At 67.8% G+C, this 26,825-nt stretch carries 25 protein-coding genes; 13 read left to right on the top strand and 12 right to left on the bottom strand.

From position 1 onward, the window contains the following. On the top strand, positions 1 to 112 hold a 112-nt coding region (locus AC5P6A_RS15060), incomplete at its 5' end, for an IS3 family transposase (protein ID WP_288042072.1). Between the two features lie 158 nt (positions 113 to 270). Here the strand turns inward: AC5P6A_RS15060 and AC5P6A_RS15055 are convergent. Beyond that, on the bottom strand, positions 271 to 999 hold the full coding sequence (locus tag AC5P6A_RS15055) for a response regulator (RefSeq protein ID WP_031270573.1): 729 nt from the start codon (positions 997 to 999) through the stop codon (positions 271 to 273). Between the two features lie 127 nt (positions 1,000 to 1,126). Here AC5P6A_RS15055 and rlmD point away from each other — a divergent pair, with 127 nt between their 5' ends. The 9 genes from rlmD to AC5P6A_RS15010 all read left to right on the top strand — a co-directional run bounded on the left by rlmD (position 1,127) and on the right by AC5P6A_RS15010 (position 8,412). After that, positions 1,127 to 2,461, top strand: coding sequence for a 23S rRNA (uracil(1939)-C(5))-methyltransferase RlmD (rlmD, locus tag AC5P6A_RS15050; protein WP_031270572.1), 1,335 nt, complete (start codon positions 1,127 to 1,129; stop codon positions 2,459 to 2,461). A gap of 34 nt (positions 2,462 to 2,495) precedes the next feature. Continuing rightward, the gene (locus tag AC5P6A_RS15045; RefSeq protein ID WP_053500339.1) at positions 2,496 to 2,981 is read left to right on the top strand and encodes a CYTH domain-containing protein; all 486 of its coding nucleotides are present in this window, start codon (positions 2,496 to 2,498) and stop codon (positions 2,979 to 2,981) included. Between the two features lie 113 nt (positions 2,982 to 3,094). Further along, complete coding sequence (locus AC5P6A_RS15040) at positions 3,095 to 3,790, top strand: DsbA family oxidoreductase (protein ID WP_227844671.1); 696 nt, start codon at positions 3,095 to 3,097, stop codon at positions 3,788 to 3,790. A gap of 115 nt (positions 3,791 to 3,905) precedes the next feature. Then, entirely contained in the window at positions 3,906 to 4,913 is a 1,008-nt protein-coding gene (gene nagZ / locus AC5P6A_RS15035; protein ID WP_019662160.1) for a beta-N-acetylhexosaminidase, read from the top strand. Then, complete coding sequence (locus tag AC5P6A_RS15030) at positions 4,913 to 5,467, top strand: hypoxanthine-guanine phosphoribosyltransferase (RefSeq protein WP_005410592.1); 555 nt, start codon at positions 4,913 to 4,915, stop codon at positions 5,465 to 5,467. Before nagZ ends, AC5P6A_RS15030 begins: the two co-directional genes overlap by 1 nt. An 82-nt stretch (positions 5,468 to 5,549) precedes the next feature. Beyond that, positions 5,550 to 6,296 carry an S-methyl-5'-thioinosine phosphorylase gene (locus tag AC5P6A_RS15025; RefSeq protein ID WP_049430529.1) on the top strand — a complete coding sequence of 249 codons (747 nt, stop codon included), beginning with the start codon at positions 5,550 to 5,552 and terminating at the stop codon, positions 6,294 to 6,296. Positions 6,297 to 6,384: 88 nt separating this feature from the next. Then, positions 6,385 to 6,591, top strand: a complete 207-nt coding sequence (locus tag AC5P6A_RS15020; RefSeq protein WP_005410590.1) for a cold-shock protein — start codon at positions 6,385 to 6,387, stop codon at positions 6,589 to 6,591. Positions 6,592 to 6,693: 102 nt separating this feature from the next. Then, on the top strand, positions 6,694 to 7,962 hold the full coding sequence (locus tag AC5P6A_RS15015) for an FAD-dependent oxidoreductase (RefSeq protein WP_111103083.1): 1,269 nt from the start codon (positions 6,694 to 6,696) through the stop codon (positions 7,960 to 7,962). A gap of 180 nt (positions 7,963 to 8,142) precedes the next feature. Next, positions 8,143 to 8,412 carry a hypothetical protein gene (locus AC5P6A_RS15010; RefSeq protein WP_019662157.1) on the top strand — a complete coding sequence of 90 codons (270 nt, stop codon included), beginning with the start codon at positions 8,143 to 8,145 and terminating at the stop codon, positions 8,410 to 8,412. Between the two features lies 1 nt (position 8,413). Here the strand turns inward: AC5P6A_RS15010 and pdeM are convergent, their stop codons facing one another. The 4 genes from pdeM to AC5P6A_RS14990 form a co-directional block, all read right to left on the bottom strand. Beyond that, positions 8,414 to 9,055, bottom strand: a complete 642-nt coding sequence (gene pdeM / locus AC5P6A_RS15005; protein ID WP_019662156.1) for a ligase-associated DNA damage response endonuclease PdeM — start codon at positions 9,053 to 9,055, stop codon at positions 8,414 to 8,416. After that, on the bottom strand, positions 9,045 to 11,423 hold the full coding sequence (locus AC5P6A_RS15000) for a ligase-associated DNA damage response DEXH box helicase (RefSeq protein WP_495222334.1): 2,379 nt from the start codon (positions 11,421 to 11,423) through the stop codon (positions 9,045 to 9,047). Before AC5P6A_RS15000 ends, pdeM begins: the two co-directional genes overlap by 11 nt. A 77-nt stretch (positions 11,424 to 11,500) precedes the next feature. Next, a complete protein-coding gene (locus AC5P6A_RS14995) occupies positions 11,501 to 13,108 on the bottom strand; it encodes an ATP-dependent DNA ligase (RefSeq protein ID WP_180877990.1) in 1,608 nt (535 codons plus the stop codon). Next, positions 13,105 to 14,103, bottom strand: coding sequence for a ligase-associated DNA damage response exonuclease (locus tag AC5P6A_RS14990; RefSeq protein WP_019662153.1), 999 nt, complete (start codon positions 14,101 to 14,103; stop codon positions 13,105 to 13,107). The genes AC5P6A_RS14995 and AC5P6A_RS14990 overlap by 4 nt, the downstream gene beginning before the upstream one ends. A gap of 113 nt (positions 14,104 to 14,216) precedes the next feature. Here AC5P6A_RS14990 and AC5P6A_RS14985 point away from each other — a divergent pair, with 113 nt between their 5' ends. Then, complete coding sequence (locus AC5P6A_RS14985) at positions 14,217 to 15,854, top strand: acyl-CoA dehydrogenase family protein (RefSeq protein ID WP_019662152.1); 1,638 nt, start codon at positions 14,217 to 14,219, stop codon at positions 15,852 to 15,854. Between the two features lie 281 nt (positions 15,855 to 16,135). Here AC5P6A_RS14985 and AC5P6A_RS14980 read toward each other — a convergent pair whose 3' ends face one another. From AC5P6A_RS14980 to AC5P6A_RS14970, 3 genes are all read right to left on the bottom strand, one after another. Continuing rightward, positions 16,136 to 16,546 carry a hypothetical protein gene (locus AC5P6A_RS14980; protein WP_019662151.1) on the bottom strand — a complete coding sequence of 137 codons (411 nt, stop codon included), beginning with the start codon at positions 16,544 to 16,546 and terminating at the stop codon, positions 16,136 to 16,138. A gap of 156 nt (positions 16,547 to 16,702) precedes the next feature. Continuing rightward, positions 16,703 to 17,044: a hypothetical protein gene (locus AC5P6A_RS14975; RefSeq protein WP_019662150.1), complete on the bottom strand. Its 342-nt coding sequence runs from the start codon at positions 17,042 to 17,044 to the stop codon at positions 16,703 to 16,705. A gap of 124 nt (positions 17,045 to 17,168) precedes the next feature. Beyond that, positions 17,169 to 18,344 (bottom strand): thiolase family protein, encoded by a 1,176-nt coding sequence (locus tag AC5P6A_RS14970; protein WP_155029931.1) that lies wholly within the window; start codon positions 18,342 to 18,344, stop codon positions 17,169 to 17,171. Between the two features lie 183 nt (positions 18,345 to 18,527). Here AC5P6A_RS14970 and AC5P6A_RS14965 point away from each other — a divergent pair, with 183 nt between their 5' ends. Further along, positions 18,528 to 21,368, top strand: a complete 2,841-nt coding sequence (locus tag AC5P6A_RS14965; RefSeq protein WP_180877991.1) for an autotransporter serine protease — start codon at positions 18,528 to 18,530, stop codon at positions 21,366 to 21,368. 46 nt (positions 21,369 to 21,414) lie between these two features. Here the strand turns inward: AC5P6A_RS14965 and AC5P6A_RS14960 are convergent, their stop codons facing one another. Next, positions 21,415 to 22,512, bottom strand: a complete 1,098-nt coding sequence (locus AC5P6A_RS14960) for a Glu/Leu/Phe/Val dehydrogenase dimerization domain-containing protein (RefSeq protein ID WP_019662147.1) — start codon at positions 22,510 to 22,512, stop codon at positions 21,415 to 21,417. A gap of 277 nt (positions 22,513 to 22,789) precedes the next feature. Between AC5P6A_RS14960 and AC5P6A_RS14955 the strand changes: the two genes are divergently transcribed. Further along, positions 22,790 to 23,866, top strand: a complete 1,077-nt coding sequence (locus tag AC5P6A_RS14955; RefSeq protein WP_019662146.1) for an HDOD domain-containing protein — start codon at positions 22,790 to 22,792, stop codon at positions 23,864 to 23,866. 3 nt (positions 23,867 to 23,869) lie between these two features. On the opposite strand, the gene AC5P6A_RS14950 is transcribed toward AC5P6A_RS14955, so the two are convergent. The 3 genes from AC5P6A_RS14950 to AC5P6A_RS14940 all read right to left on the bottom strand — a co-directional run bounded on the left by AC5P6A_RS14950 (position 23,870) and on the right by AC5P6A_RS14940 (position 26,778). Continuing rightward, the gene (locus tag AC5P6A_RS14950; RefSeq protein ID WP_031270567.1) at positions 23,870 to 25,462 is read right to left on the bottom strand and encodes a phospholipase D family protein; all 1,593 of its coding nucleotides are present in this window, start codon (positions 25,460 to 25,462) and stop codon (positions 23,870 to 23,872) included. Between the two features lie 69 nt (positions 25,463 to 25,531). After that, positions 25,532 to 26,230 (bottom strand): RNA pseudouridine synthase, encoded by a 699-nt coding sequence (locus AC5P6A_RS14945; RefSeq protein ID WP_019662144.1) that lies wholly within the window; start codon positions 26,228 to 26,230, stop codon positions 25,532 to 25,534. A 47-nt stretch (positions 26,231 to 26,277) separates the two neighbouring features. Next, entirely contained in the window at positions 26,278 to 26,778 is a 501-nt protein-coding gene (locus tag AC5P6A_RS14940) for a M48 metallopeptidase family protein (RefSeq protein ID WP_495222333.1), read from the bottom strand. Between the last annotated feature and the right edge of the window lie 47 nt (positions 26,779 to 26,825).

Raw genomic sequence — 26,825 nt, 5'->3', positions numbered from 1 at the left:
GCTGGTGGAATACATCCAGTACTACAACCAAGAGCGCATCAAATTGAAATTGAAGGGCCTGAGCCCGGTACAGTACCGGGAGCAGGCCCAACAGGCCCAATCGGCCGCCTGACCCCTGTCCAAGTCTCGGGGGTCACTTCATGGACGGGTTCACGGCGTCCCCGCGCTCCGACACCGCCCCGCCATCCCACGGAATGCCAGCTGTTGCTGTTGCTGTTGCCTTGGCTTGAAGCCTCTGCAGGTGCAGGGCGCAGCCCTGCCGACCAACCCTCAATGCAGCAGGGCCGCCACCGCCGCGCGGAACCCATCCTGGGCCTGCCCGGACTCCGGCGCATGATGCAGCTGGCGTACCGCCCGGGCCAAGCGTGCCGCGCCCACGAACCCACAGCTCGCCTGCAACCGGTGCAACTGGCTGCGCAGCTGACGCTCATCATGCTGGTCCACCGCCTGCTCGACCGCGTCACGCACCCCCGGCAGCTCGGCCAGGAACAGTTCGCGCAGGGCGATCAAGTGGTTGCGCTGGCCATTGAGCGCGGCCAGTGCCGCTGTCTCGTCCCAGTCCTGTACCTGCAGCTCGACCGCTGCCGGGGCCGGGGCGACGGAGATCCCCGCCGGGCTGTTCACCAGTGCGCGGCGCACCGCCTTCAGCAACTGGTCGCGGCCCAGCGGCTTGACCAGGGTGTCGCTGAAGCCAGCTTCGCGCAGGCGGGCATGGATGGACGTGTCACCGTCAGCGGTATGTGCCAACGCCGGGGTGTCGGGATGTGAACGGCGCAGTTCGCGCAGCAGCTGCGCGCCATTGCCGTCAGGCAGGTTGACGTCGATCAGCCACAGGTCGTGCGCGCCGGGTTCGGCGCTGGCCAAAGCGCTGGCCAGCGAATCTGCGGTGTCCACATCCGCCGGTAACGTTTCCAACGCCGCCTTGAAAAAACCGCGGCTGATGATGTCGTCCTCGACAAGCAGGAAGCGGGGCCGGCTGGCCCGCGGGGTCATCTGCATCAGGGCTGCCTCCATGTCAGCTGCTGCAATCATCAAGCACGGCGGCGGCGGGCGCAAGCGGGTCCGGACCCTGCCGGTCAGGATCTGCGACAATACGCCCCCATTTTTGCCCGCAGCCTGTTGCCACGTGGCCCGATCCCGCTCCCGCATCGACCGTACCCCGTTCCAGACCGAAATCCTCGACCTCAGCCATGATGGTCGCGGCGTCGCCCGCCGTGAAGGCGAGGGCGGCAAGGTCACCTTCGTCAGCGGTGCCCTGCCGGGTGAGGTGGTGACGGCCGAACAGACGGCCCGCAGCCGCCATTTCGACGAAGCGCGCACTCTGGAAGTTCTGCAGGCCTCGCCGCAGCGCGTGACCCCGAAGTGCCCGCATTTCGGCACCTGCGCCGGCTGCGTGCTGCAGCACCTGGACGAAGACCAGCAGATCGTCGCCAAGCAGCGCGTGCTGATGGACAACCTGGAGCGGATCGGCCATGTGAAGCCGGGCACCGTGCTTGCGCCGCTGGTCGGCGACAGCTGGGGTTACCGTCGCAAGGGCCGCTTCTCCGTGCGCCGGGTCGAGAAGAAGGACAAGACCCTGGTCGGCTTCCGTGAACAGGATCCGCGTTTCGTCGCCGACCTCAGCCAGTGCCTGACCGTGATCCCGGAGATCGGCACCAAGGTCGAGGCGCTGTCCACCTTCATCGAATCGCTCGATGGCAAGCGCGATATCCCGCAGATTGAGTTCATCGCCGGCGACCAGGCCGTGGTCCTGACCGTGCGCCACCTGCAGCCACTCAGCGATGCGGACCGTGCGGCCTGGGCTGCCTTCGGCCAGCAGCATGGCTTCGTGATCTACCTGCAGTCCGGTGGCGTGGACACCGTGCAGCCGCTGGACGGGCAGGGTGTGCCCCTGTCGTTCCGGCTGGCGCCCTGGGATGTGGAACTGGCATTCCGCCCGCTGGACTTCATCCAGGTCAACGCCAAGCTGAACGAGAAGATGATCGCCCATGCCCTGGATCTGCTGGAGCCGGGTGAGGACGAGCGCGTGCTGGACCTGTTCTGCGGCCTGGGCAATTTCACTCTGCCGCTGGCCCGCCGCGTGCGCGAGGTCGTTGGCGTGGAAGGCGATGCCGGCCTCGTCGCGCGCGCCCGTGAGAATGCTGAGCGCAATGGCCTGGCCAACGCCCAGTTCTTCAGCGCCGACCTGACCCAGGACCAGCGCAGCACGGCGTGGATGCGCCAGGGCTTCGACAAGCTGCTGCTGGATCCGCCGCGCTCGGGCGCGATCGAAGTGCTGCAGCAGCTGCCGCTGAAGCAGTTCAAGCGCATTGTCTACGTGAGCTGCCACCCGGGCTCGCTGGCACGCGATGCCGGCTATCTGGTCAACGAACAGGGCTTCACCCTGGTCAGCGCCGGTGCCATGGACATGTTCCCGCACACCGCGCACGTGGAAAGCATCGCGGTATTCGAGAAGCGCTGAGCAGGTGTCATCACCCGTGGCGCATAATTGCGCCATGGGCATCGAAATCGAACGCAAATTCCTGGTCAGCAGCGATGGCTGGCGCACCGCCGCGCATCGGGTGATCCCGATGGCGCAGGGCTACATCAACGACATGGGCGCGCTCGACCGCGGCACCCAGAACGCCTCGGTGCGCGTGCGCATCGAAGGCGACCACGCCGCGCTGAACCTGAAGTCGCGCACCCTCGGCCATACCCGCCAGGAGTTCGACTACCCGATCCCGGTGGAGGACGCGCGCGCATTGCTGGCGCTGTGCGTCGGCGGCCTGATCGACAAGCGCCGCCATCTGGTCGAACACGCCGGCCTGACCTGGGAAGTGGATGAGTTCCTCGGTGACAACGCCGGCCTGGTGGTGGCCGAGGTCGAGCTGGAAAGCGCCGACCAAGCCATCGACCTGCCGGACTGGGTCGGTGCCGAAGTGACCGATGACGCCCGTTACTACAACGTTGCCCTGGCCAGCCGCCCGTATTCACAGTGGTGAACCCCCAAAAAGGGGACGGAGGGGATTAAGTCGTCTTTACCCCGCCTGTGCGGAAAGCGACTTAATCCCCTCCGTCCCCTTTTATCGAGGAAGGCGGTCCCCATGTCGTGGGGATGAGAATCGACATCTACTCCGACGTGGTCTGCCCCTGGTGCTGGATTGGCAAGCATCGTTTCCAGCAGGGCGTGCAGTTGCTGGGCGCCAATGCGCCTGACCTCGATATCCACTGGCAGCCGTTCCAGCTGGACCCGGATGCGGACGACACCCCGGTGCCGCTGCGCGAGGCCTATGCGCGCAAGTTCGGGGGCGTCGAGCGCACCGAGCAGATCCTCGGCCAGACCCAGACCACCGCACGCGCGGAGGGGCTGCCGATGGATTTCAACCAGGGCCAGGTGCGGGTGACCACGCTGCCGGCGCACCGAGTGCTGTGGCTGGCCGGCGAGCACGGCGTGCAGGATGCGGTCAGCGAGGCGCTGTTCCGCGCCCACTTCGAACATGGCCAGAACCTGGCCGACAAAGCTGTACTGGTGAAGGCCGGCGTGGCTGGCGGCCTGGACGGTGGCGAAATCGCGCAGATGCTGGCCTCGGACCGTGGCTTGGCCGAGGTCGAGGCCAAGCTCGGCCAGGCCCATGCGCTGGGCATTTCCTCCGTGCCGACCTTTGTCATCGACGGGAAGTGGGCGATCTCCGGGGCGCAGCCGCCAGAAGGCTTTGCCAACGCGCTGCGCCAGATCGCGGCCGAACAGGGGCCCCCGGCCGCCCCGGCTGGCGACGACGAGGCCTGCGGCCCGGACGGCTGCAGGGTCTGAGCAGACCGGGGCAGAGCCCCCGCATTTCCCTTTTCCCCTTGACCACTGCGCCTGTCGGCCGGTTCTGCGACAATGCGGCACTGCGCCATGCGGGCGCGCGTTGTGGAGATCAACCATGCTGCTGATCGGCGTTGCCGGCACCGAACTGACCACCCAGGAACGTGACTGGCTGCAGCACGATGCCGTGGCCGGGGTGGTGCTGTTCAAGCGCAACTTCGCCTCGCGCCAGCAGGTAACCGATCTGAGCGCGGCGATCCGCGCCGCTGCGCCGCGCCCGCAGCTGATCTGCGTGGACCAGGAAGGCGGCCGCGTACAGCGCTTCCGCGAAGGTTACAGTGATCTGCCGCCACTGCAGGACATCGGTGCCCTGTACGCCACCGACCCGCAGCAGGCCCTGTCGCTGGCCGAGCAGCACGCCTGGCTGATGGCCAGTGAAGTCCGCGCCAGCGGGCTGGACCTCAGCTTCGCGCCGGTGGTCGATCTTGGCCGCGGCAACCGCGCCATCGGCAACCGCGCCTTCAGTGAAGACCCGCAGGTGGTTGCGGCGTTCACCGCTGCCTATGTGCGCGGCATGCATGCGGTCGGCATGGCCGCCACGCTCAAGCATTTCCCCGGCCACGGCACCGTGCTGGAAGACACCCACGTGGATACCGCGATCGACCCGCGCGCGCTGGACGAGCTGCGCGCGCAGGACCTGGTGCCATTCCAGGCCGGCATCGCCGCCGGTGCCGACGCGGTGATGATGGCGCACGTGATCTACCCGCAGATTGCGCCTGAACCGGCTGGCTATTCGCCGCGCTGGATCCAGGACATCCTGCGTGGCGAGCTCGGCTTCCGCGGCGTGGTGTTCTCCGATGACATCGGCATGGCCGCCTCGCACAGTGCCGGTGGCGTGCCCGCGCGCGTGCACGCACACCTGGACGCCGGCTGCGACGTGGTGCTGGTCTGCCACCCGGAGCTGGTTGATGAAGCCCTGCACGCGGTGCAGGGGCGCTCCCTCAATACTGCTGCGCTGCTGGGCCTGCTCGGCCGCGGCGCGCTTGGCTGGGATGGCCTGCTGGCCGATGCCCGCCATGGCCACACCCAATCCCGTCTGATTGAAACCCTTGGAAGAACCGTCTGATGCCCAACCTCACCATTTCCCAGGCCCTGGCCCAGGCTGACCTGCTGGTCGACCGCCCCACCATCGACAAGGCCATCGCTGGTATCGCCGACGCCATCGCGCGCGATTACAAGGGCGAGGTGCCGCTGTTCCTGTCCATCATGCACGGCGCGCTGCCGTTCGCCGGCCAGCTGGCGCTGGAGCTGGGCGCGCGCGGCCAAGACGTGCAGTTCGATTACCTGCACGCTACCCGTTACCGCGGTGAAACCACCGGCGGCGACCTGGTCTGGAAGCACAAGCCGGCCACTTCGCTGTTCGGCCGCCGCGTGTTGCTGGTCGACGATATCCTGGACGAGGGCTACACCCTGCAGGGCGTGCGCACCTGGTGCCTGGAACAGGGCGCGACCGACGTGCGCATCGCCGCGATGACGGTGAAGAAGCACGACCGCGCGCTGCCGGACGTGACCGCCGACTACGCCGGCATCGAACTGCCCGACCGCTACGTGTTCGGCTTCGGCATGGACGTCAATGAAACCCTGCGCTGCGTGCCGGCCATCTACGCGATGAAGGAATAACGGCGCAGCCGCCCGCGGCGCGTCTTCTTCTGCCGCCGGCATCCTCGGGTGCCGGCGTTGGTCTTTTCATGGAGTGCTTTGAATGCAACAGATCGCCCTGGCCGTGATCGGCGGTACCGGTGTCTACAACCTGGCCAAGCTTGACGACGTGCAGACCCACGAGGTCGACACCCGCTTCGGCCGCCCGTCCGGCCCGGTACGCGTCGGTACGCTGCTTGGACACCGCGTGGCGTTCCTGGCGCGGCATGGCGAGGGCCATTCGCTGCCGCCGCACAAGATCAACTACCGCGCCAACCTGGCCGCACTGCAGCAACTGGGCGCGCAGCGCGTGCTGGCGTTGAACACGGTGGGAGGCATCACCGAACACTTTGGTCCGCGCGTGCTGGCCTGCCCGGATCAGATCATCGACTACACCTGGGGCCGCATCAGCACGATCTGTGAAGAAGAAGGCACCGACGTGGTCCACGTCGATTTCGGCCACCCCTATACGCCGATGCTGCGCAGCAAGATCCTGGCCGCTGCGAAAGTGACCGGTGTCACGGTCCATGACGGCGGCTGCTACGGCGCAACGCAGGGCCCGCGCCTGGAAACCATCGCCGAGATCGCCCGCATGCGCCGCGACGGCTGCGATCTGGTGGGCATGACCGGGATGCCGGAAGCCGCACTGGCACGGGAGCTGGGGCTGGATTACGCCTGCCTGGCGATCATCGCCAACTGGGCTGCCGGCTGTGGCGATGGTGAAGAGATCACGATGGCTGAAGTACTTGCCAACGTGCAGGCCGCCAGCAACGGACTTCCGGAACTGGTAGGTGAATTGGCACGGGGGTGATTGTCTTCGCCGAGCAAGCTTTGCATACTCAGCTTGTGCGCGGGTTCAGCGTACACCACCCATTCATTGCATAAGGTCTCGCATCACCATGCCGAACGGTACCGTCAAGTGGTTCAACGACGCCAAGGGATTTGGCTTCATCTCGCCGGAGGATGGCAGCGCCGACGTGTTCGCGCACTTCTCCGCCATCAACTCCAAGGGCTTCCGCAGCCTGCAGGAAGGCCAGCGTGTCACCTATGACGTGACCCAGGGCCCGAAGGGTGCCCAGGCTTCGAACATCACGCCGGCCGAGTGATCCACTCGACAGTGCGTTGAAAACCCCGCTCCGGCGGGGTTTTTTTTGCGCGGCACGCTCGCGGCCCGTTCGCGATCCACCCACCTCGGGCACAATGCGCCCATGAAGGAACGACTGCGCATCGCCGTGATCGGCTACGGCACCGCTGGACAGGCAGTGTCCATCCTGCTCACCCGTGACGGCCACGAGGTGGAGATCTTCGAACGCGTGCCCACGCCGGGACCGGTTGGCGCCGGCTTCCTGCTGCAGCCCAGCGGCCTGCAGGTACTGTGGCAGATGGGCCTGCTTGATTCCGTGCGTGCACATGCCGCGCCGGTGCACCGCCTGTATGGCGACACGCCGTGCGAGCGCGCGGTGATGGACATGGCCTATGCCGGGCTGGATGCACGCCTGCATGGGCTGGGCATGCAGCGCGGGGCGCTGTTTTCGCTGCTGGACCAAGCCCGCGATGGCGCCGGCCAGCTGCATGTCGGCACCACCATCGTTTCCGTCGACGCCGCACAGGGGCGTTTGCGCGACAGCGAGGGGCGCCAGCACGGACCGTTCGACCTTGTGGTGGCTGCCGATGGTGCAGCTTCAACGCTGCGCGGCGGCGTCGAGCGGGGCATCGCGCTGGACAGGGTTTACCCGTGGGGCGCGCTGTGGTGCCTGCTGCCGGCCGAGGACTGGCCGCACATGAGCGAGCTGCGCCAGCGCTACGTGGCCGCGCGCAAGATGATCGGGCTGCTGCCGGTCGGTACCCGCCCCGGTGATGACACGCCGCGCCTGAGCTTCTTCTGGAGCCTGCCACGCGCCGATTTCGATCGGTGGCAGGCCGAAGGTATGGCGCCCTGGCTGGATGAACTGCATGCGCTGTGGCCGCAGGCCAGTGCGCGCTTCGCCCATCTGCGCGATGCCGGCCAGATGGCGCGCGCCGTTTACCGTGATGCGGTGATGACACGTTGGCACCAAGGCCGCATGGTGCTGGCCGGTGATGCGGCGCATGCGATGAGCCCCCAGCTGGGGCAGGGTGTGAACATGGCGTTGCTCGATGCGCTGGCACTGCGCGATGCCGTGCGCAGCCATGGCGGCAGTGCGGCGGCATTGCAGGCCTACCAAGCGCAGCGGCGCGCGCATGTGGCCGTGTACCAGCGCTGGAGCCGCTGGCTGACGCCACTGTTCCAGTCCGACCGCGACGCTTGGGCGAAAGCGCGTGATGTGCTGCTTGGCCCGATGGGGCGCCTGCCCGGTGGCCGTGGGCATATGCTGCGCATACTCAGTGGCACGCAGCATGGCTGGCTTGGCTCGCTCCAACTGGACCCGGCATTCGTCAACGAACTGGGCACGTCGATGGCAATGCCTCCCAGCAACGCGATCACGGCCAGTGCGTGAGGCGCGTCGTCACGTGAATTAACGGCTGCGTCACTACAGATATGCGAGAAGTGGGTTGCACGCGATTGCGCGTCGCCCGTTTTCCTTTCCGTGATCGACATCGCGCGTGGCCCGGGCGGCGCTGCCGTTGCGGCCTGTTGCGGCCCGGACGCGCCGCCTGTTGTTGAAGAGGAGGACGCCATGTTGTTCGCGGTCGAGGAGCTGGAATCGGAAATCTGCAAGCTGCGTGGTCTGCTGCAGATGCTGCACGAGGACCAGCCCGACGTACTGGAGGACGTGTTTGAATTCCATGTGGGCAGCCTGATCAGCCACGCGTCGCCGGAACACCATGCACGCATCCGCGCCTGCGCGCAGGAAATGCTGGCGAGGATCCAGGCCTTGCCGCGGCGGCGTGAAGGGGACACGCCCGAGTTCCAGTTGATGCCGCAGCTGGAGATCCGCCCCGCCTGATTCACGTCACGGGCAGTTCGACCAGGCTGCCCTCGACGCAGGCGACCCTCTGCTCGCCGGGAGCGGGAACAGGCACGATTCCCGCAGTGAACGCAGAGAAGGCCGGCAGGACCGTCATCCCGTCACGCAGCCAGAATACGGGGAAGCGCCGACGCAACGGCGACAGGGCGACCTGCGGATGCAGATGCCCAGCGATGACATGCCGTCCTGCATCGGCCACTGGCTCATGGCGAAGCATGAACGGATGCAGGTGTGCTTCATCGTGGATCTGTACCAGCAGCTGGGCGTGCGGCAGGTGGCGGTCGTGATTTCCGCGCAGGACATGCACGTCCAGCGCCGCGTTGCGTTCGCGCCATGCCAACCATTGCTGGTACCACGCGGCGCGATGCGCCGGTCCATGCAGGATGTCGCCCAGGATCCACAGCTCGCGGCATGCATACCTGTCCAGCAGCGCCTGCAGTCGATTGAGGTCTTCCCCGGTGCCACCACTGGGGAGCGCGATGCCGGCACGGCGGAATACGTCGGCCTTGCCCAAGTGCAGGTCGGCGATCAACAGCGCCTGCCGTGTGGGCCAGTACAGCGCGCGCTCGCCAAGCAGCACAAGCGATTCGCCCGCGCGCAGCAGCAGCAGTTCATCGGCCATGGCGGCGCTCCAGCTGCTTGGCCGCGCGTTGCACGCGGGTACGCCAGTCCTCGTTGCTGAACTGCCCACGCAGGCGTTCGGCCCACAGCGGGAAGCCCAGGGGCGTCAGCGACGCCGGGCATTGCACCGACAGCGCCTGCGTGCCGATCCTTGCCAGTACCTGCCGCAAGCCCGGCAGGTCAAGGCTGTCGTGCAGCACTTCGCGTTCGGCCAACGCCAGCAGCAGATGGCCCGGATCGTGCTCGCGCAGTACATCGAAGAGCAGGCCCGCCGACGCCTGCAACTGCCGCAGCGATCGCGGCATGCCACCGGGCAGGCTGGGTACCAGCAGGCCGGCCACACGTGCGATGCCGCGGAACTGGCGCCGCGCCAGCTCGCCCAGGTTCACTGCGGCACGCAGATCATCCAGCAGCTGATCGGGGGTGAACAGCGCCCGCCATTGCGCTGCGTCCAGATCGATCGCCTGGGCCGGTGCCAGCACCAGGCCATGGTCGTTCACCGCGTAGCCGATGCTGTTGCGCTGCAGGCGGGTACAGCGCAATGCCAGCAGGGCGGCCAGCGCCTCATGCACGTGGCGGCCGGCAAAGGGATAGACGAACAGGAACTGGCCTTCGCGACGCCGCACCTGTTCCACCAGCAGGTGGTCCGCGCCGGGAAGCGCCGACAACTGTTGCTGCAGTGCCAGCAAGGGCGACAGCCAGCGTGATTCGGCACTGTTGTCGGCGCCGGACAGTACCCACTCCAGCTCGCGACCGAGTGGCATCGACAGCGGCAACTGGCCTCCCTGCCAGCGTGGCACGACGCCGTCTCCGCGCCCTCGTGCCAACCGCACGAAGGCGGTCATGTCGCGCAGCTGCACCAGCTCCAGCAGGCGCCCGGCGAACTGGAAACGATCGCCACGTCGCAGCCGGCTGGCGAACTGCTCCTCCACGGCGCCCAGGCTGCCGCCGCGCAGGAACTGCACGCGCACGCTGCCATCGCTGCTGATGGTGCCGATCGAAAGCCGATGACGCAGCGCCTGGCGGCGGTCATGCATGCGGTACCACCCATCGGCATCACGCACGACCTTGTGGAAATCGGGGTACTGGGCCAAGGCCTGCCCGCCCTGCACGATGAACGTGAGCACGGCCTGCCATTGGTCGTTGCCGAGCGACGCGAAGGCATGAGTACGCCGGACCTGTTCCAGCAGCGCAGTGCTGTCGAAGCCGCCCGCCAGCGCACGGCTGACCGCGTGCTGGGCCAGCACATCCAGCGACAGCGTCGGCGGCCTGCGCGCTTCGACCACGCCTTCAGCCAATGCACGGCGCACCGCAGCGTACTCGGCCAGTTCCAGCGCATGGCTGGGCACGCACAGGATGGCGCCGCTGGCACCCGGGCGGTGGCGTGCGCGTCCGGCGCGCTGGCGCAGGCGCGCCACGCCCTTCGGGCTGCCCAGCTGCAGGACCTGTTCTACTTCGGGGAAGTCCACGCCGAGGTCAAGGCTGGAAGTGGCAACCACGCAGCGCAGCGCGCCCGCGCGCAGTCCGTCTTCCACCTGCTGGCGCAGGGCCGGATCCAGCGAGCCGTGGTGCAGCGCAAGCGTGTCCAGTTCTTCCGGCCACACCGCGGCCAGCGCCTGATGCCACAGTTCTGCCTGTGCACGGGTGTTGGTGAACAGCAGGCTGCTGCGTGCCTGCATCAGCGCCTCCAGCACGCGTGGCAGCTGTGCCAGGCCCAGATGCCCCGCCCATGGGAAGCGTTCGCCGGGGTCTGGCAGCAGGCTGCGCACGCTGAGTGTGCGCGGCCGTACGCCCTGCACGATCGGTGCTTCCGGTTGACCGGGCAGCAGCACGTCGCGCGCCTCCTGCAGATTGCCCAGCGTGGCCGACAGACCCCACAGCTGCAATGCCGGCCTGGCATCGCGCAACACCGCCAGGTTCAACTGCAGCAGGACGCCGCGCTTGTTGCCCAGCAGTTCGTGCCATTCATCCACCACCACGCAGCGCAGCTGGCGCATGCGCGGCAGCGTGTCGGGATAGCTCAACAACAGCGCCAGCGATTCGGGCGTGGTCACCAGTACGTCGATGCGGCCCTCGCGCGCCTGTCGTCGTTCGCGGTTGCTGGCGTCGCCACTACGCAGGCCGACACGCCATCCCAGCCCCAGCCCATCGACCACGTCCTGCAGTGCGCGTGCGGTATCACTGGCCAACGCGCGCAAGGGCGTCACCCACAGCACCTGCAGTGGGCGCACCGCGCTGGCCCGACGGGGCAAGGGCGGCGGATCGATCATGGCCTGCAGCAGGGGCCCGCCGAACATCGCCAGTGTCTTGCCGCTGCCCGTGGGCGTATGCAGCAACCCGGATTCGCTCGCCAGGTAGTGGCGCCACATTGCGCGCTGGAACGGCAGTGAGCGCCAGCCTCTGGACGCAAACCAGTCTTCCAGCCGGCGCAGCGCCTGGCTGCGGGTCATCGCGCCAGCGCCTTCAGGCTGGCCAGCTGATCGGCCTCGCTGGCGGGCTTGTCGTGGCGCCAGCGCAGGATGCGCGGGAAGCGCACGGCGATGCCGGACTTGTGCCGGCTGCTGCGGTTGACTGCTTCAAAGCCCAGCTCGAACACCTGTTCGGCGCGTACGCTGCGCACCGGCCCGAAGCGCTCGCGGGTGTTGGCGCGGATCCAGCGGTCGAGCGCGAGGATCTCCTTGTCGTCCAGGCCGGAATACGCCTTGGCCACCGGCACCAGCGTGTCGCCGTCCCACACGCCAAAGGTGTAGTCGGTGTACAGCGTGCTGCGTCGGCCGTGCCCGGCCTGTGCGTACAGCAGCACCGCGTCTATCGTGAGTGGATCGACCTTCCATTTCCACCAGTCGCCGCGTCGTCGCCCCGCTTGGTAGGAGGACGTGCGCCGCTTCAGCATCAACCCCTCCACACCGCGTTCGCGCGCCACATCGCGCATCGCCGCGGCCTGCGGCCAGTCGCCGGCGGCAACGTCGGGCGACAGCTGGATGCGCGCATCGCCCAGTGCACCGACGACCTCGGTGAGCCGCGCGCGCCGTTGCTGCAATGGAAGTTCGCGCAGGTCCGCGCCATCGAGTTCCAGCAGGTCGTAGGCGAGCACGCGCACCGGCGTGTTGCGCAGGGTGGCCGCGCCGGGTTTGCGGCGCTGGATGCGGGTCTGCAGCGCGGTGAAGGCACGTGGCAGGTCCGCGGCTTCGTCCCAGGCCAGCAGCTCGCCATCCAGCACGCAGCCATCGGGAAGCGCCATCGCCGCCTGTTCGATTTCGGGGAAGCGACCATCCAGCCGCTCTTCGCCACGTGACCACAAGGCGACCTCGCCGCGCCGGCGCAGCAGCTGCACGCGGATGCCATCCCACTTCCATTCCAGCAGCCAGTCGTCGATCGCACCGAGTCGTTCGGCAGGGCTGCCCTCCAGTGGCGAGGCGAGGAAAAAGGGGTAGGGCTGCTGCCGGTCCAGCGGCAGCTCATCCGGCGACAGCAGCTGGGCCAGCAGCCCGGGCGAGGGCACCCACTCGCCCAGCATGCGCTGGGCGATGCGGGCAATATCCAGGCCGGACCACTCGGCCAGCGCCTGCTGCACCAGCCGTTGCGAGACGCCAACGCGCAGGGCTCCGGTCAGCAGCTTGTTGAACACCAGGCGTTCGCTGCTGCACAGCTGCCGCCAGCCGGCGACGACCGCCGCACGGCGCACCGCCTCGGGTTGGTTGGCCACCGCCAGCAGGTGCTGTTCGATCCATTCGGCCAGGGGGCGGTCAGGCGAGGGGTTTGGTGGGTCGTCCAGCAGCAGCGTCAGCGTTTCGGCCAGGTCACCGACCTGCGCATAGCTGTCGTCCACCAGCCACGGTGGCAACCCTGATTCCTCGGCGATCCAGGCGCGCAGTTCGCCACTGGCGGCGATCTTCCGGCGTGCGCCGCCCACCTTGCCACCACTGAGGAGGTACAGCGCCCACGCCGCATCGTGCGAGCCTGCCTGGCCGAAGTAATCGACCAGTGCCGCTCGCTTGTCCAGCGTGGCAGTGCTGCGGTCCAGGCGTTGGTAGAGCGCTGCGAAGGCTTTCATTCCTCGCTCCCGAAATCGGTACGGAAGGCTTCGGCAGCCACGCCGCGCTCACGCAGGTAGGGAATCAGCGCATCGGTATTGCCATGGGTGGCGATCACCCGCTGCGCGCCGGTCTGTTCGATCGTCGTCAGCAGTGCTGGCCAATCGGCGTGATCGGAAATGACGAAGCCACGATCGACGTTGCGTCGGCGCCGGTTGCCGCGCAATTGCATCCAGCCCGAGGCGAAGCCCAGCTGGTGGCGCCCGAAGCGGCGCATCCAGGGCGTGCCCGCAGCCGAGGGCGGGGCGAGGATCAACTGGCCGGCGGCATCGGGTTGACGGCCCTGTTCGGCCACGGTGAGCGTCTCCAGCATCGGTACGCCGGCCTGCCGGTACACCGCTACGCCATTGGCGATGGCGCCATGCAGCCAGGCCGGGCGATCATCCAGCGGCCGCAGCTCGGCCAGCACCCGTTGTGCCTTGCCCAGTGCATAGCACAGCAGGATCGCCGCCTCGCCGCGCTGTTCGCATTCGCGGCGCCACGCCACGATCTCCGCAGCGACTGCCGGCGTGTCCGGCCAGCGGTAGATCGGCAGGGCGAAGGTTGCCTCGGTGATGAACGTATCGCAGGGCACCACTTCGAACGGCGCGCAGGTCGGGTCTGGCTGGCGCTTGTAGTCGCCGGAGGCCACCCAGACCTGCCGCCCGTCGTCGATGCGCACCTGCGAGGACCCCAGCACGTGGCCGGCTGGATGCAGTGATACCTGCACCCGGCCCAGGCGGAACGGGGTGCCCTCGGCATGCGCCTGCACCGGCACGTCGCCCAGGCGCCAACGCAGGATCGGCAGGCTGCCGTCGCTGCAGTGGTATTCGCCCATGCCCGGGCGAGCATGGTCACCGTGGCCATGGGTGATGACCGCGCGCGGCACCGGCCGCCAGGGATCGATGTGGAAGTCGCCCGCAGCGCAGTACAGCCCCTCCGGGCGCAACACCACCAGATCGTCATTGCCTGCCATGCCATCACTGTGGCCTGCGGCTCGTGCACGGGGTGAGAACCGGCCTGAACACGGGCTTGGCAGGTCATGCGGCACAATCGGGCCGCACACTTCTTGCCGCCAGGATGGACCGGATGAGTGGACCGAGCTTCAGCAGCAACGCGCCCTACGAAACCCATGTGGTACTGAACCAGCCGCCGCCGTTCGCGGGGCGGCAGTTGTGGACCGACGACGCGGCGCTGATGGAAGCCGTTCAGCGCGAAGGCGCTGGCAGCTTCGCGCCACGATTGGCGGTGTATGGCGCGCTGGCGGGTGATGAGCTGTACCGGGTCGGCTTCGATGCCAACCGCGATCGGCCACGCCTGCGCACGCATGATGCGCAGGGCCATCGCATCGACACGGTGGAGTTCCATCCGGCCTATCACCAGTTGATGGACACGGCCAAATCGCACGGGGTCGCAGGCTTGTCCTGGCATGAGCCGCAGCCCGGCGCGCACGTGGCACGTGCGGTGTTGAGCTACCTGCATCACCAGGCCGAGGCGGGCACCAGTTGCCCATTGACGATGACCCATGCAGCAGTAGCGGTGCTGCGCACGCAGCCGCACCTGGCCGAGTGGGCGCGCAAGGCCGCAGCGCCGGTCTATGACCCGCGCGACGTGCCGGTGGCGGACAAGGCCGGCATCACCCTGGGCATGGGCATGACCGAGAAGCAGGGCGGCTCGGATGTACGTGCCAACAGTACCCGCGCCGAACCGATCGATGGTGAGCGCTATCGCCTGGTCGGCCACAAGTGGTTCTTTTCCGCGCCGATGTGCGACGGCTTCCTGGTGCTGGCGCAGGCGCCGGGAGGACTGACCTGCCTGCTGTTGCCGCGCCGCCTGGCAGACGGTGACCGCAATGCGTTCCGCCTGATGCGGTTGAAGGACAAGCTTGGGGATTGGGCCAATGCCTCCAGCGAGGTCGAGTTCTGCGGCGCGCAGGCGTGGCGGGTGGGTGAAGAGGGCCGCGGCGTGGCCACCATCATCGGCATGGTGATGATGACCCGCTTGGACTGCATGCTGGGCGCCGCAGCGGAGATGCGCATGGCGCTGGCGCAGGCGCTGCATCACGCACGGCATCGCCGCACCTTTGGCAAGCTGCTGGTCGAGCACCCGTTGATGACCAACGTGCTGGCTGATCTGGCGATGGAGTCGGAAGCGGCCACGGTGTTGGCGATCCGCATCGCACGCGCGGTGGATCGTGCCGGTGTGGATGCCAATGAAGCCGCGATGGCACGGTTGGGGACGGCACTGGGCAAGTACTGGCTGTGCAAGCGTGCGCCGGCCTTCGTCAATGAAGCGCAGGAATGCCTGGGCGGCGCGGGCTATGTGGAGGAGTCGATGCTGCCGCGCCTGTACCGGCAGGCACCGTTGAATTCGATCTGGGAAGGCAGCGGCAACATCCAGTGTCTGGATGTGCTGCGTGCATTGGCCCGTGAACCGGAGGCGATGGCGGCATTGCGCGGCGAGCTGGCGGCGGTGGCCGACCGTGATGCGCGCTACGCAGCGGCATTGCAGCGCTGGGCAGCGGCACCGGCACCGGAGGAATCACAGGCGCGACTGTTCTGCGAGCGCACTGCGCTGTTGTTGCAGGCAGCGCTGCTGCTGCGTGCGCGCAGCCCGATCGCCGAGGCGTTCGTGCGCAGCCGGCTGGAAGGAGAGCACGGGCTGGCATTCGGGACGCTGCCGGCGGGCCTGGAGCTGACCGCGATGCTGGCGCGCGCGCTGCCGTAGGCAATGGCCAACGGCGGTGTCCCTCGTGGTGGGCGCTGATACTGATGGATGGGCCGCGCGGGTAGGTCGCGCAGGGGGCGCCGTGAATACGTCCTTGTAGGCTCGGGCGCGCCATCCATGGCGCTTACGCCCCTGCGCAACCTACCCGCGCGGCCTTGGACGGTTTCCGTGCCGTCCACCACGGAATCAACAGAAAGAGCGGAGAGCGAAAAGCAGTAAAGCCGCGGCCATGCCGCGGCTTTTCCTGTAGCGCCGAGCCGGTGCTCGGCTGCCGGCAAGGCTCAGTGCTTGGCTTCTTCCTTGGCGGCGTTGGCCTTGGCGTCATTGGCGACATCGCGCGCCTTGTCGGCGACCTTCTGCGCGGCGTCGGCAGTGGCGTCGCTGGCGTGCGCGGCCGCGTCGGTGGCGGCGACCTTGGCCTGGTCAGCGGCATTGGCGGTGGCGTCGGCGGCCTTGTCCAGCGCCTGCTGGGTATCGGCGGCGGCCTGCTCGGAAGCAGCAGCGGTCTTGTCGGCGGCGTCGCGGGTTGCGGCAGCGGCCCGGTCGACGGCATCGCGGGCAGCGACGCCAGCGCTGTCGGCGGCCTGCTGCGCGTCCTGCTTGGCCTGTTCGGCCTCCGGGCCCTTGCAGGCGGCCAGGGCCAGCAGCAGGGAGCCGGCCAGCAGGGTGGTGGTGATCGGACGAATCTTCATGGCGGTCTCCGGTACTGCAATGGATGGGGACGCCAGCCTATTCATGCCGTTGTGAAGACGGGGTCGCGGAGCGCGCTCAGTCGCGATCCACGGGCGCAAAGAAAAAGCCGCTGGCGAACCAGCGGCTTTTCCGGAACAGCGTGAAGAAAGAAGTGATTACTTCTTGGCTTCTTCAGCAGCGTCCTTGGCCTGCTCAGCGGTAGCTTCGGCAGCCTTGGCGGCGTCCTTGGCTTCGCCAGCAGCGGCGTCGGTGGCAGCAGCGGCGGTGTTGGCAGCAGCGTCGGTCGCAGCGTCGGCAGCGGTGGCGGCGGTGTCAGCGGCCTGCTGGGCAGCGTCGGCGGTCTGGGCGCCAGCAGCGGCGGCCTGGTCGGCAGCAGCCTGGGCTTCGGTGGCGGCTTCGTTGGCCGAAGCAGCGGCGTCCTGGGCAGCTTCCTGCTTCGAGCAGGCGGCCAGGGCCAGAGCCAGGGACATCGCGACCAGCAGCTTGTTGATGCTCATTGTGTAAATCCTCGTCGTTAGAATTAGGCAACGCGCATGCTGCGCGCCGACAACATGATGACAAGCCAAGATTGGGTGTCAAGCGATCCCGCATTCATTTTTGCGAAATCATCGTTAAATCCATTTAAATCAATTCGATGGCGATCGCGGTCGCTTCGCCACCGCCGATGCACAGGGTGGCAATGCCGCGCTTGCCACCGCGCGTGCGCAGGGCATTGACCAAGGTCACCACCAGGCGTGCGCCGGAGGCACCGATCGGATGGCCCAGTGCACAGGCGCCGCCATTCACGTTGAGCTTGTCGTGCGGAATGCCCAGTTCGCGCATCGGCGCCATCGCCACCACAGCGAAGGCTTCATTGATTTCGAACAGATCGACCTGGTCCAGCGACCAGCCGGTCTTGTCCAGCAGCTTGCGCAGCGCGCCGATCGGGGCAGTGGTGAACCACTCCGGTTCCTGCGAATGGGTGGCGTGGCCGACGATTCGGGCCAACGGCTTGATGCCGCGCGCAGCCGCATCTTCCTCGGTCAGCAGGACCACTGCGGCAGCGCCGTCGGAAATGCTGGAAGAGCTGGCGGCGGTCACACTGCCGTCCTTCTTGAAGGCCGGGCGCAGGGTCGGGATCTTGGCGATGTCCGAACGGCCGGGCTGCTCGTCGGTGGTGATCTCGACCTCGCCCTTGCGGGTGGTGACCTTCACCGCGACGATTTCATCGGCGAACGCGCCGTTGGCCTGGGCTGCCTGCGCGCGCTTGACCGATTCGATGGCGTAGGCGTCCTGCTCTTCGCGGCTGAACTGGTACTTGTCCACGGCGCATTCGGCGAATTCACCCATCGCCTTGCCGTCATAAGCGTTGACCAGGCCGTCGTGGGCCATGTGATCGACCGCCTGGAAGTTGCCGAAGCGGTTGCCGGTGCGCGAGTTGGGCAGCATGTGCGGCGCGTTGGACATCGATTCCATGCCGCCGGCGACAACGATGCTGGCCGAACCGGCCTTGATCAGGTCATGACCGAGCATGATGGTCTTCATGCCGGAGCCGCAGACCTTGTTCAGCGTGGTGGCACCGGTCGACAGCGGAATGCCGGCAGCGATCGCCGCCTGGCGGGCGGGCGCCTGGCCGAGGTTGGCCGGCAGCACGCAGCCCATGAGGACTTCGGAAACGTCGCTGGCCGGGATGCCCGACTGCTCCAGTGCGGCGGCGATGGCGGCCGCGCCCAGGGTCGGGGTCGGCACGCCGTTGAACTGGCCGAGGAAGGAGCCGATGGCGGTGCGCTTGGCGGCGGCGATGACGATGTTGGACATGGCAATCTCGTTGATGCGTAAGCAATGTTCGGAAAGGAGACCGTGGGCCGTTGGAAGCGCCCCGGTTTCCCGGCAGACTGCGTGGGGGTCGGCCCAAGTATAGAGGGTCGGGGAGGGCCGCCGCTGGACGGCGCCGCATGCCTGCCGGGACAACGACGGGCCAATGTTCATGGGAAGGAATCGATGGAACGCACGACGACGGTGAAATCTGCCCTGGCAACCGCGCTGGCACTGGCGCTGACAGCCTGTGGCGGAGGTGGCGGGGGCGGCAACGTGCGCATTGACACACCGCCACCACCGCCGCCACCCACGACCCCGCCACCGACGCCGCCGCCGCCGGCAAAACCGCAGGAGCCGGCCTTCGACGCGCATCTGTCGGTCACCAATGCGCGTGCCGCACAGGCCGCCGGCCTGAGCGGCCAGAACGTGCGCATCGGTATCGTCGATTCGGGTGTGCAGCGCGACGCGGTGGCACTGAACGGGCGGGTGGTGGCCAACCTCAACTACATCGATCCGTCGCGCAACAACCTGCAGGTGGACGACGTGGTGGGCCACGGCACGGCGGTAGCCAGCCTGGCTGCCGGCGCGCCGGTTGGGTCCTGGCCAGGCGGCATCGCCCCTGGTGCGCAGATCGTTTCGGCGCGGATCATCGCCGACAAGCCGCCCGCCGACGATGGCAGCGGCAAGGGCAATTCCTTCAGCGGACCGCTGGGCGTGGCCCAGGTGCACCAGGACCTGATCAGCTACAACGTAAAGGTGATGAACAACTCGTGGGGCGGCCTGTACTGGACCGACCTGCCGACCACCGCGCAGGTGGCCGCCGAGTATCGCCCCTTCGTGGTCAACCACGGCGGGCTGGTGGTGTTCGCAGCGGGCAATGACGGCCGCAGTGAACCGAGCAGCCTGGCCGCGCTGCCCAGCCAGCTGGGCGTTGCCGGCTCGCTGCCGGCGGCAGATCTGGAGCGCGGCTGGCTGGTGGCGACCGCGGTGGATCCCTATGCACCGGGCACGTTGGCCAGCTACGCCAATGGCTGCGGCCAGGCCGCGCGCTACTGCCTGGCAGCGCCGGGCAGCGCGGTCTATCCCGATGCAAACGGGGGCAGCTACTACTGGAACTACGGCACGTCATTCGCGGCGCCGCTGGTGTCCGGCGCCGCTGCGCTGGTCTGGCAGCGCTATCCGTATTTCAGCAACGACCTGGTGCGGCAGACCCTGCTGGGCACTGCCAAGGACATCGGCGCCCCGGGCGTGGATCCGGTGTTCGGCTACGGCCTGCTCGACATCGGTCGTGCGATCAACGGTCCGGGTCGCTTCGACTGGGGGGATGTGGTCGCCAACGTGGATCTTGCTTCGACCGGCTCGGCGTGGCGCAACGATATCGTCGGCAGCGGCGGCCTGGTCAAGCAGGGCGGGGGCACCCTGGTGCTGGCCGGCAACAACAGTTACACCGGCGCCACCCGCATCGAGCGCGGCATCCTGTCGCTGCAGAACGGTGGTGTGGTCCGTTCCAATGTGACCATCCTCGGCCAGTCCGATCCGGATTCGACCGGCCTGCAGTTCAATGGCGGCACGCCCCGCGTGATCGGCAATGTGGTCAACGGCAGCAGCGTGTTCCTCACCACCGGCAACACCACCGGCACGATCGAGGGCAACTACACCCAGCAGGCCGGTGCACAGCTGATGATCGCACTGGGCGCCAATGCGCTGCAGGTCACCGGCAATGCCGCGATCGACGGTGGCGTGCGCGTGCATGGCTTCGTTTCCGGCTACGTGCCGCAGAACGGCAGCCGCCAGGACCTGATCCACGCGGCAGGCGGACTCAGTGGCACCTTCAGTACGCCGGCTACCTCCAGTGGCCTGCAGGGGCTGTCGTTGCTGCAGAGCAGTTACGGCTACGACAGCAACAACGCCTGGTTGAACCTGACCCAGGTCAGCGTCACCGCAGCGGCCAGCGGCCTGGGGGCGTCCGCCCAGGCGGCAGCACAGCGCCTGGAAGGTGCATTCGCAGCACTCGACAAAAACGCAGGGCTGCAGGGATCGGCCTTTGGTGCAGCGGCCGGCGCCCTGCAGTGGACCGGCGGTGGCAGCAACGGCCTCGAGGCTAGTCTGCAGAGCCTGTCCGGGCAGGCGCACGCGCGGGCCGAAGCGGCCACCTTCGACAGCATCGACATGTCACGCCGTGCCATCGCAGAGCGCTTTGATCGCGTGCAGGCGGCGCCGCGCCTGCGCGGGGCCTGGCAGAGTGCGCTCGGCCAGGCCGGGCAGGGCAGCTTTGCCGGCAACGCCGCCGACAGCCGCGGTTGGATGGCCGGCCAGGACCTGCCGCTGGGCAGCACCGGGCTGATGGGTGTGGCCTTCGGCGAGACCCGCAGCAACGGTGGCAGCAGCTTCGGCGGCGATCGCGGGCGTGATCGCCAGGCGCAGGCACAGCTTTACGCGGGCTGGAATCTGGGCCGGGGCTATGCGCTGGCCCAGATCGGCAGCGGGCAGTTCACCCGGGCGCTGGATCGCCAACTGCTGCTGGGCGCGGGTAGTTACGGTGTTTCGGCCCGCTATGGCGGGCGCTTCAGCAGTGCCAGTGTCGAAGGCGGCTATCGCTTCGGCCGCGCGGGTGCCTCGTTGACACCGTATCTGGGCGCCAGCACCACGCGCGTGGATACCGATGCGTTCAACGAACTGGGCGGGTTCGGCTTCGGCCTGCGTGGCGATGCCAACCGCGTGCAGCGCAGCCAGATGCTGGCCGGCATCCGCGGCGAGCGTGGCTGGGGGCGCTGGACCCTGCGCGGGCATGCCGAGTGGCAGCAGCGGCTCGAGGGTGCCGATGCGGCGTGGCAGGCCAGTTTCGTCGGCGTCGATGCCTGGGCACCACTGGCGGGCTGGAATGCGCCGCGCGGCAGCGCGCTGATCGGCATGGCGCTGGAATCGTGGTGGGGTCGCAGTGGCCGCCTGAGCCTGGGCTTCGACCAGCGCGTCGGGGGCGAGGGCGCGCGCCAGGCGGCGTTGCGCTACAGCACCGGGTTCTGAGTGACAGTCGCGCCGGGACGCCAGCCCCGGCGCGACATCGACGCGCTCAGCCGCCGCGCAGGTTGCCCAGGCGCGGGGTGCTGCGGCCCAGCGGCATCTTCAATTTGCCGATCGACAGGATGCGGCTTTCGGCGATGCGGTCGGCCGCTCGCTGCGGCGCGATGTTCTCGCGCTGTGACAGTTCGAAGATGCGGGTGAGGTTGTGATAGATGCTGCGGATCAGGCGCATCGCGCGTTCGCGGTTGTAGCCGTCGATCTCCAGCGACACGTTCATCACGCCACCAGCATTGACCGCATAGTCCGGCGCATACAGGATGCCGCGCGCATGCAGTTCGTCGCCGATTTCCAGGCTCGACAACTGGTTGTTGGCGGTGCCGCAGATGATCTTTGCCTTGATCCGCGGCAGGGTGTCGGCGTTGATCGCGCCTTCCAGCGCACACGGTGCGAACACATCGGCATTCACTTCATGGATCTCGTCCGGCTTGACCGCTTCAGCGCCGAAGTCGCTGACCGCGCGGTCAACCAGCGCGCTGTCCAGGTCGGTGACATACAGCTTGGCACCGCGGTCACGCAGCAGCTTCACCAGTTCCATCCCGATGTGACCCAGGCCCTGCACCGCGATGCTGGTCTTGCCCACTTCCTCATGGCCGAACTTGAAGCGCATCGACGCCATCAACGCCTGAAGCGCGCCGTAGGCGGTGAACGGGGCCGGATCGCCGGAGCCGCCATGGACCTGGTGCACACCGGTCACGAACTGGCTCTCCAGGTAGATGTTCTCCATGTCGTTGACATCGGTGCCGACGTCCTCGGCGGTGATGTAGCGTCCGCCCAGCGAATCGACGTAGCGGCCGAAGGCACGGAACAGCACTTCGGTCTTGTCCGCTTTGGGGTCGCCGATGATCACCGCCTTGCCGCCACCGACGTTGAGGCCGGCCAGTGCATTCTTGTAGGTCATCGTCCGGCTCAGGCGCAGCGCATCGGCCAGCGCCTCGTCGGTGCTGGCGTAAGGACGCATGCGCACGCCGCCCAGGGCCGGGCCAAGGGTGGTGTTGTGGATGGCGATGATCGCCTTCAGGCCGGCGTCGTGGTTGTGGCAGAACACCACCTGTTCGTGGCCGGTGGTGGCGAGGGTTTCGAATAGCATGGCGTCTCCGATGGCGCGATCAGCGGCGAACTGCAGCGAACGGCCAGTGAACGGTAGGGTCCCAAAACAAAAAAAGCGACGTCGTCGGTGCAGGGGGACGGGTCGCGCGGCGCCATTCTAGTCCATTCCCCCGGCCGGTGCCGTCGACATCGCATGCCTTCCGGTTAAAGAAGATGAAAGTGCGGCCGATGCTGCGACGACGGCGGGTGGCCGGATTCGCGTGAAGAGGCAGGCGGTCAGTGACGGCAAGGGCACCACAACGACAGGGCAGGCGGCGATGACAGCGGCCTGGTGGCGATCACTGCGCGGTTGGCTGGCGCGCTCGACCGGGGCTGCGCCGTCCCGCTTGGCGGCGGTATCGCGACAGGCAGTGGCGGCAGCGGCTGCGAGCCTGCAGGGTGAGGCCCTGCCGTCTGCGGAGATCGCCGCACATCTGCAGCGCGGCCTGCACGCGTTGGCGTTGTACCCACGACTGGCCGGTGAGCCGGCGCCTGTACAGGATCCGGCGTTGGGGGAAGCGGTGGCACGCGCGCTGCAGGACCGCGACTGGGCTACCCGGCAGTTGCCGCGCCGTCCGCAGCTGCTGCCGCAGCTGATCCAGACCGTCAACGACGATGCCGCCTCCGCGCGGGTGATGGCCGCGATCATCGGCCAGGACCCGGTGCTGACCGGCAACCTGCTGCGCATCGCCAACAGCCCCGCCTACAAGGTGCACGAGCGGCCCGTGGAAAGCCTGCAGCGGGCGGTGACCCTGGTCGGTACCGAAGGCGTTCGGCAGATCATCAGCGCGGTACTGGTACAGCCGGTGATGCAGATGCAGTGCGATGCGTTCCCGCAGTTCAGCACGATCATCTGGGAGCACGCACTGCTGGCCTCGCGCGCGGCTGCAGACCACGCACGCACGGTTACCTTCGGTGATGCTTTCGCCGCGCAGTGGCTGGGCCTGGTGCAGGGCCTGGGCGCGGCGCTGGTGATGCGCCAGCTGCTGCAGGAAGCCCAGGCACGTGGTGAAACCGTGGAGCCGGCGCTGGCACTGCAGCTGCTTCAGCAGTGGTCGTTACCGCTGGCACAACGGGTGGCGGCTGCCTGGGAGCTGCCCGAGCCGGTGCATCAGGCGCTGTTGCCGGAGGCCGAGGGCCCGCTGGCCGACAGCCTGCGCCTGGCCAGCGCCGCTGCGGCGGCCAGCCTGCTGTGCCGCCATGGGCATGCCAGCCAGAGCCGCATGCTGGCCCTGCTGGAACAGCTGCCTTCGGCACCGCCGCATGCATTGCGCTGGATCTGGCGGCGACTGCATGGGCGCAGCGTGGAAACGCTGGATGATGCCGGGCAGGAAGCCACCGATCCGGGGCGCTGAGCGTTACAGCTGCGATTCCAGCGGTAGCCAGCTGATCACCCGCGACAACCAGCGTTTGCGCGCCGTTGCCCCTGGCTCTTCCTCCGCCCAGTGCGGTGGTGGTTCGCGCTCCAGCCAGCGCAACCGGCGACGGTCGTCCAGCGCCAGCCACCAGCTGTGCCTGGGATCCGCCAGGCGCAGGTACTCGCCGCGCAGCTGTGCACCCAGCAACGGATCGTCGAACAGCACACCCATTTCAGTGTTCAGGTAGGCCGAGCGCGGATCGAGGTTGAATGAGCCGACGAAGCCGCGGCGGTCATCGACCAGGAACGCCTTGGTGTGCAGGCTGGCGCCGCTGCTGCCGAACACGCCCGCATCGCCGGACTGCCCTTGTGCCTTCAGCTCATACAGGTGGACGCCGGCTTCGAGCAACGGCACGCGGTAGCCCATGTAGCCGCCGTGCACCGCGGCGACGTCATTGGCAGCCAGTGAGTTGGTGACCACGCCGACCTGCACGCCCCGCCGGGCCATGGCCGAAAAGCCATCCAGGCCCTCGTTGCCGGGCACGAAGTAGGGCGAGATCAACAGGGCCTTGTGCCGGGCGGCCTGCAGCTCGCTGGTCAGCGTCGAAACCAGCCACGCGCCGCGATCATCGTCGCGGTGCTTCATCGGCGGGTCCGAGACGATGCGCACTGCACGGCTCCAGCGCAATGGCTCGGGACTCGGGCGCTGCCGTCTGCGCGATTCGGCCACGCGCGCAAGGTAGGGCTGGGCCACGTCACGCTGGGCCTCATGGTCCGATTCGCGTATCAGCAGGCGCAGCTGGGCATCGGTATGGAAGGCAAGCGCCGATACCGGAATGGCGGCCTCGCTGTTCCAGTAGTCGTCGAAGATCCGGCTGGCCTGCTCCACGGCAGGGCCGGCGACCAGCAGGTCCAGGTCCTGGAAGTTCACATCGGTGCGCGCGCTGAAGTATTCCTCGCCGATGTTGCGGCCGCCGACGATCGCGACGCGGCCGTCGGCAATCCAGCTCTTGTTGTGCATGCGGTGGTTCACGCTGAAGAACCGTTGCACCATCTCCACCATGCGCAGCAGGCCGGTCCGGTTGCGGAACGGGTTGTAGAGGCGGATTTCAATGTTGGGGTGCCGGTCCAGCGCCATCATCAGGGCGTCCTTGTCCTTGGCGTTCATGTCGTCGAGCAGGATGCGCACGCGCACGCCGCGTTCGGCGGCGTCGTACAACGCCTTGGCCATCAGGTGGCCGATCAGGTCGTCGTGCCAGATGTAGTACTGCAGGTCCAGGCTGCGCCCGGCGTGGGTGGTGATCATCGCGCGCGCGGCGAAGGCATCCATGCCATCGCTGAGGAAGGCCACGCCGGACTGGCCGGGATGGGCCTCCTGCAACGGAACGATCTGCCGGTCGATCCGCGTCTGTGCCGGCTGCAGCGGCAGCACGTGCGAGGGCGTGCCCCGTGCCTGCGGGGTGAGATGGTCGGCCAGCAGCAGCCCGGACAGGACCAGCAGCACCAGTGTGGCGAGGATGATTGCAGCAACGCGAAGCAGACGTCGCCACAGGGGCTTGGGCAGGCTCATGCGCCGATGGTAGATCCACGCCACGCGTGGATCAAAGGCAGACGGTGCATCGCAGAAGATCCACGCCATGCGTGGATGACAGGGACTTCCCTGTCAGAACCGCTCGTCGCTGCCCAGGTAACGCCACTGCCCCGCAGGCAGCGGTCCCAGTGCCACGCGGCCAATACGCAGCCGACGCACGGCCGTCACCTGCAGGCCGGCCGCGGTGACCGCCACGCGCAGGCCCTTGGCGGTCAGGCCCTTGCCCGCGAAGCGCAGGCGCTGCTCGCTCTGCCAGCTGACCTTGGCACCGCCGGATTCCTGCTGCAGGCGCGCCAGCAGCCATGGGCCACGCTCGGGGCCGCCTTCGGCGACCTCGATCAGGTATTCCTGCTCGGTGCGTCCCAGGTTGCGCTGAAGATGGGCCAGCGTGGCCGGGTCCTGGCTGACCACCACCAGGCCGCTGTCGCTGGCCGGAAGGGCGGCCGCCAGCTGCAGTCCGTGGAAGTGGCGCTGCAGCGGACGGATGTCGCTGGCGTCCAGCTCGCTGCGGCTGTCACTGCTGACCAGCGCGCACAGGGTTTCGGCGGCAACGCCAGCCGGTTTGTGCAGCAGCATGCTGACCCGCTCGGCCTTTTCATCGCTGGCCTGCTCGGCCACCACGATCACCGCGCTGTCATCGACCGGACGCTGCGGCTGTTCCACCACCTCGCCATTGACCGTGACCCAGCCGCCTTCGATGTAGCGCCGCGCTTCGCCGCGCGGGATGCCGAGCAGGGCGGACAGGCGTTTGTCGAGACGGATCGGTTCCATGGCAGGCAGGTCGGGCAGTGGGCGCGCAGTGTAGCTGCTGCGGCCGGTCAGCGCTGGCCGCGGTTGGCCAGCTCGGTCAGGTACAGGCGGGTATCGAATTCCAGCTGCAGGTAATCCGGCTCCATGTGCTGGCACAGCTGATAGAAGGCCTTGTTGTGGTCGGCTTCCTTCAGGTGGGCCAGCTCATGCACCACGATCATGCGCAGGAACGCTGCCGGTGCCTGGCGGAACACGGTGGCGATGCGGGTCTCGCGGCTGGCCTTGAGGCGGCCGCCGTGAACGCGCGAGATGGCGGTATGGGTACCCAGCGCGTGCTTGATCACTTCCAGCGTGTTGTCGTAGCAGACCTTGTTGAGCGGCACCGACTTGCGCAGGTAGCGGTCCTTCAGCTCCTGCGTGTAGTCGTACAGCTGGCGGTCGCTGCGCACGGTGTGCGGGTCGGGGTAGCGCTGCTGCAGCCATGGGCCGAGCTTGCCCTGTGCCAGCAGGTCGCTGACCTGGGCGACCAGGGGTTCGGGATAGCCGGTGAGGTACTTCAGGACTGCCATGCAGGGGTGGCGGGGCGTCGGTAGAATGGGGACATCCAAGATTACAC

It is taken from the genome of Stenotrophomonas sp. YJH_SMC_20 (assembly GCF_059367845.1).
The sequence above is the reverse complement of the archived record's forward strand: the minus strand, read 5'-3'. Positions and strand labels throughout refer to the sequence as shown.

Bases quoted from the DNA above. Each gene is read 5' to 3' on its own strand.
- AC5P6A_RS15055 (WP_031270573.1), bottom strand. From the start codon at position 999: ATGCAGATGACCCCGCGGGCCAGCCGGCCCCGCTTCCTGCTTGTCGAG.
- AC5P6A_RS15045 (WP_053500339.1), top strand. From the start codon at position 2,496: ATGGGCATCGAAATCGAACGCAAATTCCTGGTCAGCAGCGATGGCTGG.
- AC5P6A_RS15040 (WP_227844671.1), top strand. From the start codon at position 3,095: ATGAGAATCGACATCTACTCCGACGTGGTCTGCCCCTGGTGCTGGATT.
- nagZ (WP_019662160.1), top strand. From the start codon at position 3,906: ATGCTGCTGATCGGCGTTGCCGGCACCGAACTGACCACCCAGGAACGT.
- AC5P6A_RS15030 (WP_005410592.1), top strand. From the start codon at position 4,913: ATGCCCAACCTCACCATTTCCCAGGCCCTGGCCCAGGCTGACCTGCTG.
- AC5P6A_RS15025 (WP_049430529.1), top strand. From the start codon at position 5,550: ATGCAACAGATCGCCCTGGCCGTGATCGGCGGTACCGGTGTCTACAAC.
- AC5P6A_RS15020 (WP_005410590.1), top strand. From the start codon at position 6,385: ATGCCGAACGGTACCGTCAAGTGGTTCAACGACGCCAAGGGATTTGGC.
- AC5P6A_RS15015 (WP_111103083.1), top strand. From the start codon at position 6,694: ATGAAGGAACGACTGCGCATCGCCGTGATCGGCTACGGCACCGCTGGA.
- AC5P6A_RS15010 (WP_019662157.1), top strand. From the start codon at position 8,143: ATGTTGTTCGCGGTCGAGGAGCTGGAATCGGAAATCTGCAAGCTGCGT.
- pdeM (WP_019662156.1), bottom strand. From the start codon at position 9,055: ATGGCCGATGAACTGCTGCTGCTGCGCGCGGGCGAATCGCTTGTGCTG.
- AC5P6A_RS15000 (WP_495222334.1), bottom strand. From the start codon at position 11,423: ATGTGGCGCCACTACCTGGCGAGCGAATCCGGGTTGCTGCATACGCCC.
- AC5P6A_RS14995 (WP_180877990.1), bottom strand. From the start codon at position 13,108: ATGAAAGCCTTCGCAGCGCTCTACCAACGCCTGGACCGCAGCACTGCC.
- AC5P6A_RS14990 (WP_019662153.1), bottom strand. From the start codon at position 14,103: ATGGCAGGCAATGACGATCTGGTGGTGTTGCGCCCGGAGGGGCTGTAC.
- AC5P6A_RS14985 (WP_019662152.1), top strand. From the start codon at position 14,217: ATGAGTGGACCGAGCTTCAGCAGCAACGCGCCCTACGAAACCCATGTG.
- AC5P6A_RS14980 (WP_019662151.1), bottom strand. From the start codon at position 16,546: ATGAAGATTCGTCCGATCACCACCACCCTGCTGGCCGGCTCCCTGCTG.
- AC5P6A_RS14975 (WP_019662150.1), bottom strand. From the start codon at position 17,044: ATGAGCATCAACAAGCTGCTGGTCGCGATGTCCCTGGCTCTGGCCCTG.
- AC5P6A_RS14970 (WP_155029931.1), bottom strand. From the start codon at position 18,344: ATGTCCAACATCGTCATCGCCGCCGCCAAGCGCACCGCCATCGGCTCC.
- AC5P6A_RS14965 (WP_180877991.1), top strand. From the start codon at position 18,528: ATGGAACGCACGACGACGGTGAAATCTGCCCTGGCAACCGCGCTGGCA.
- AC5P6A_RS14960 (WP_019662147.1), bottom strand. From the start codon at position 22,512: ATGCTATTCGAAACCCTCGCCACCACCGGCCACGAACAGGTGGTGTTC.
- AC5P6A_RS14955 (WP_019662146.1), top strand. From the start codon at position 22,790: ATGACAGCGGCCTGGTGGCGATCACTGCGCGGTTGGCTGGCGCGCTCG.
- AC5P6A_RS14945 (WP_019662144.1), bottom strand. From the start codon at position 26,230: ATGGAACCGATCCGTCTCGACAAACGCCTGTCCGCCCTGCTCGGCATC.
- AC5P6A_RS14940 (WP_495222333.1), bottom strand. From the start codon at position 26,778: ATGGCAGTCCTGAAGTACCTCACCGGCTATCCCGAACCCCTGGTCGCC.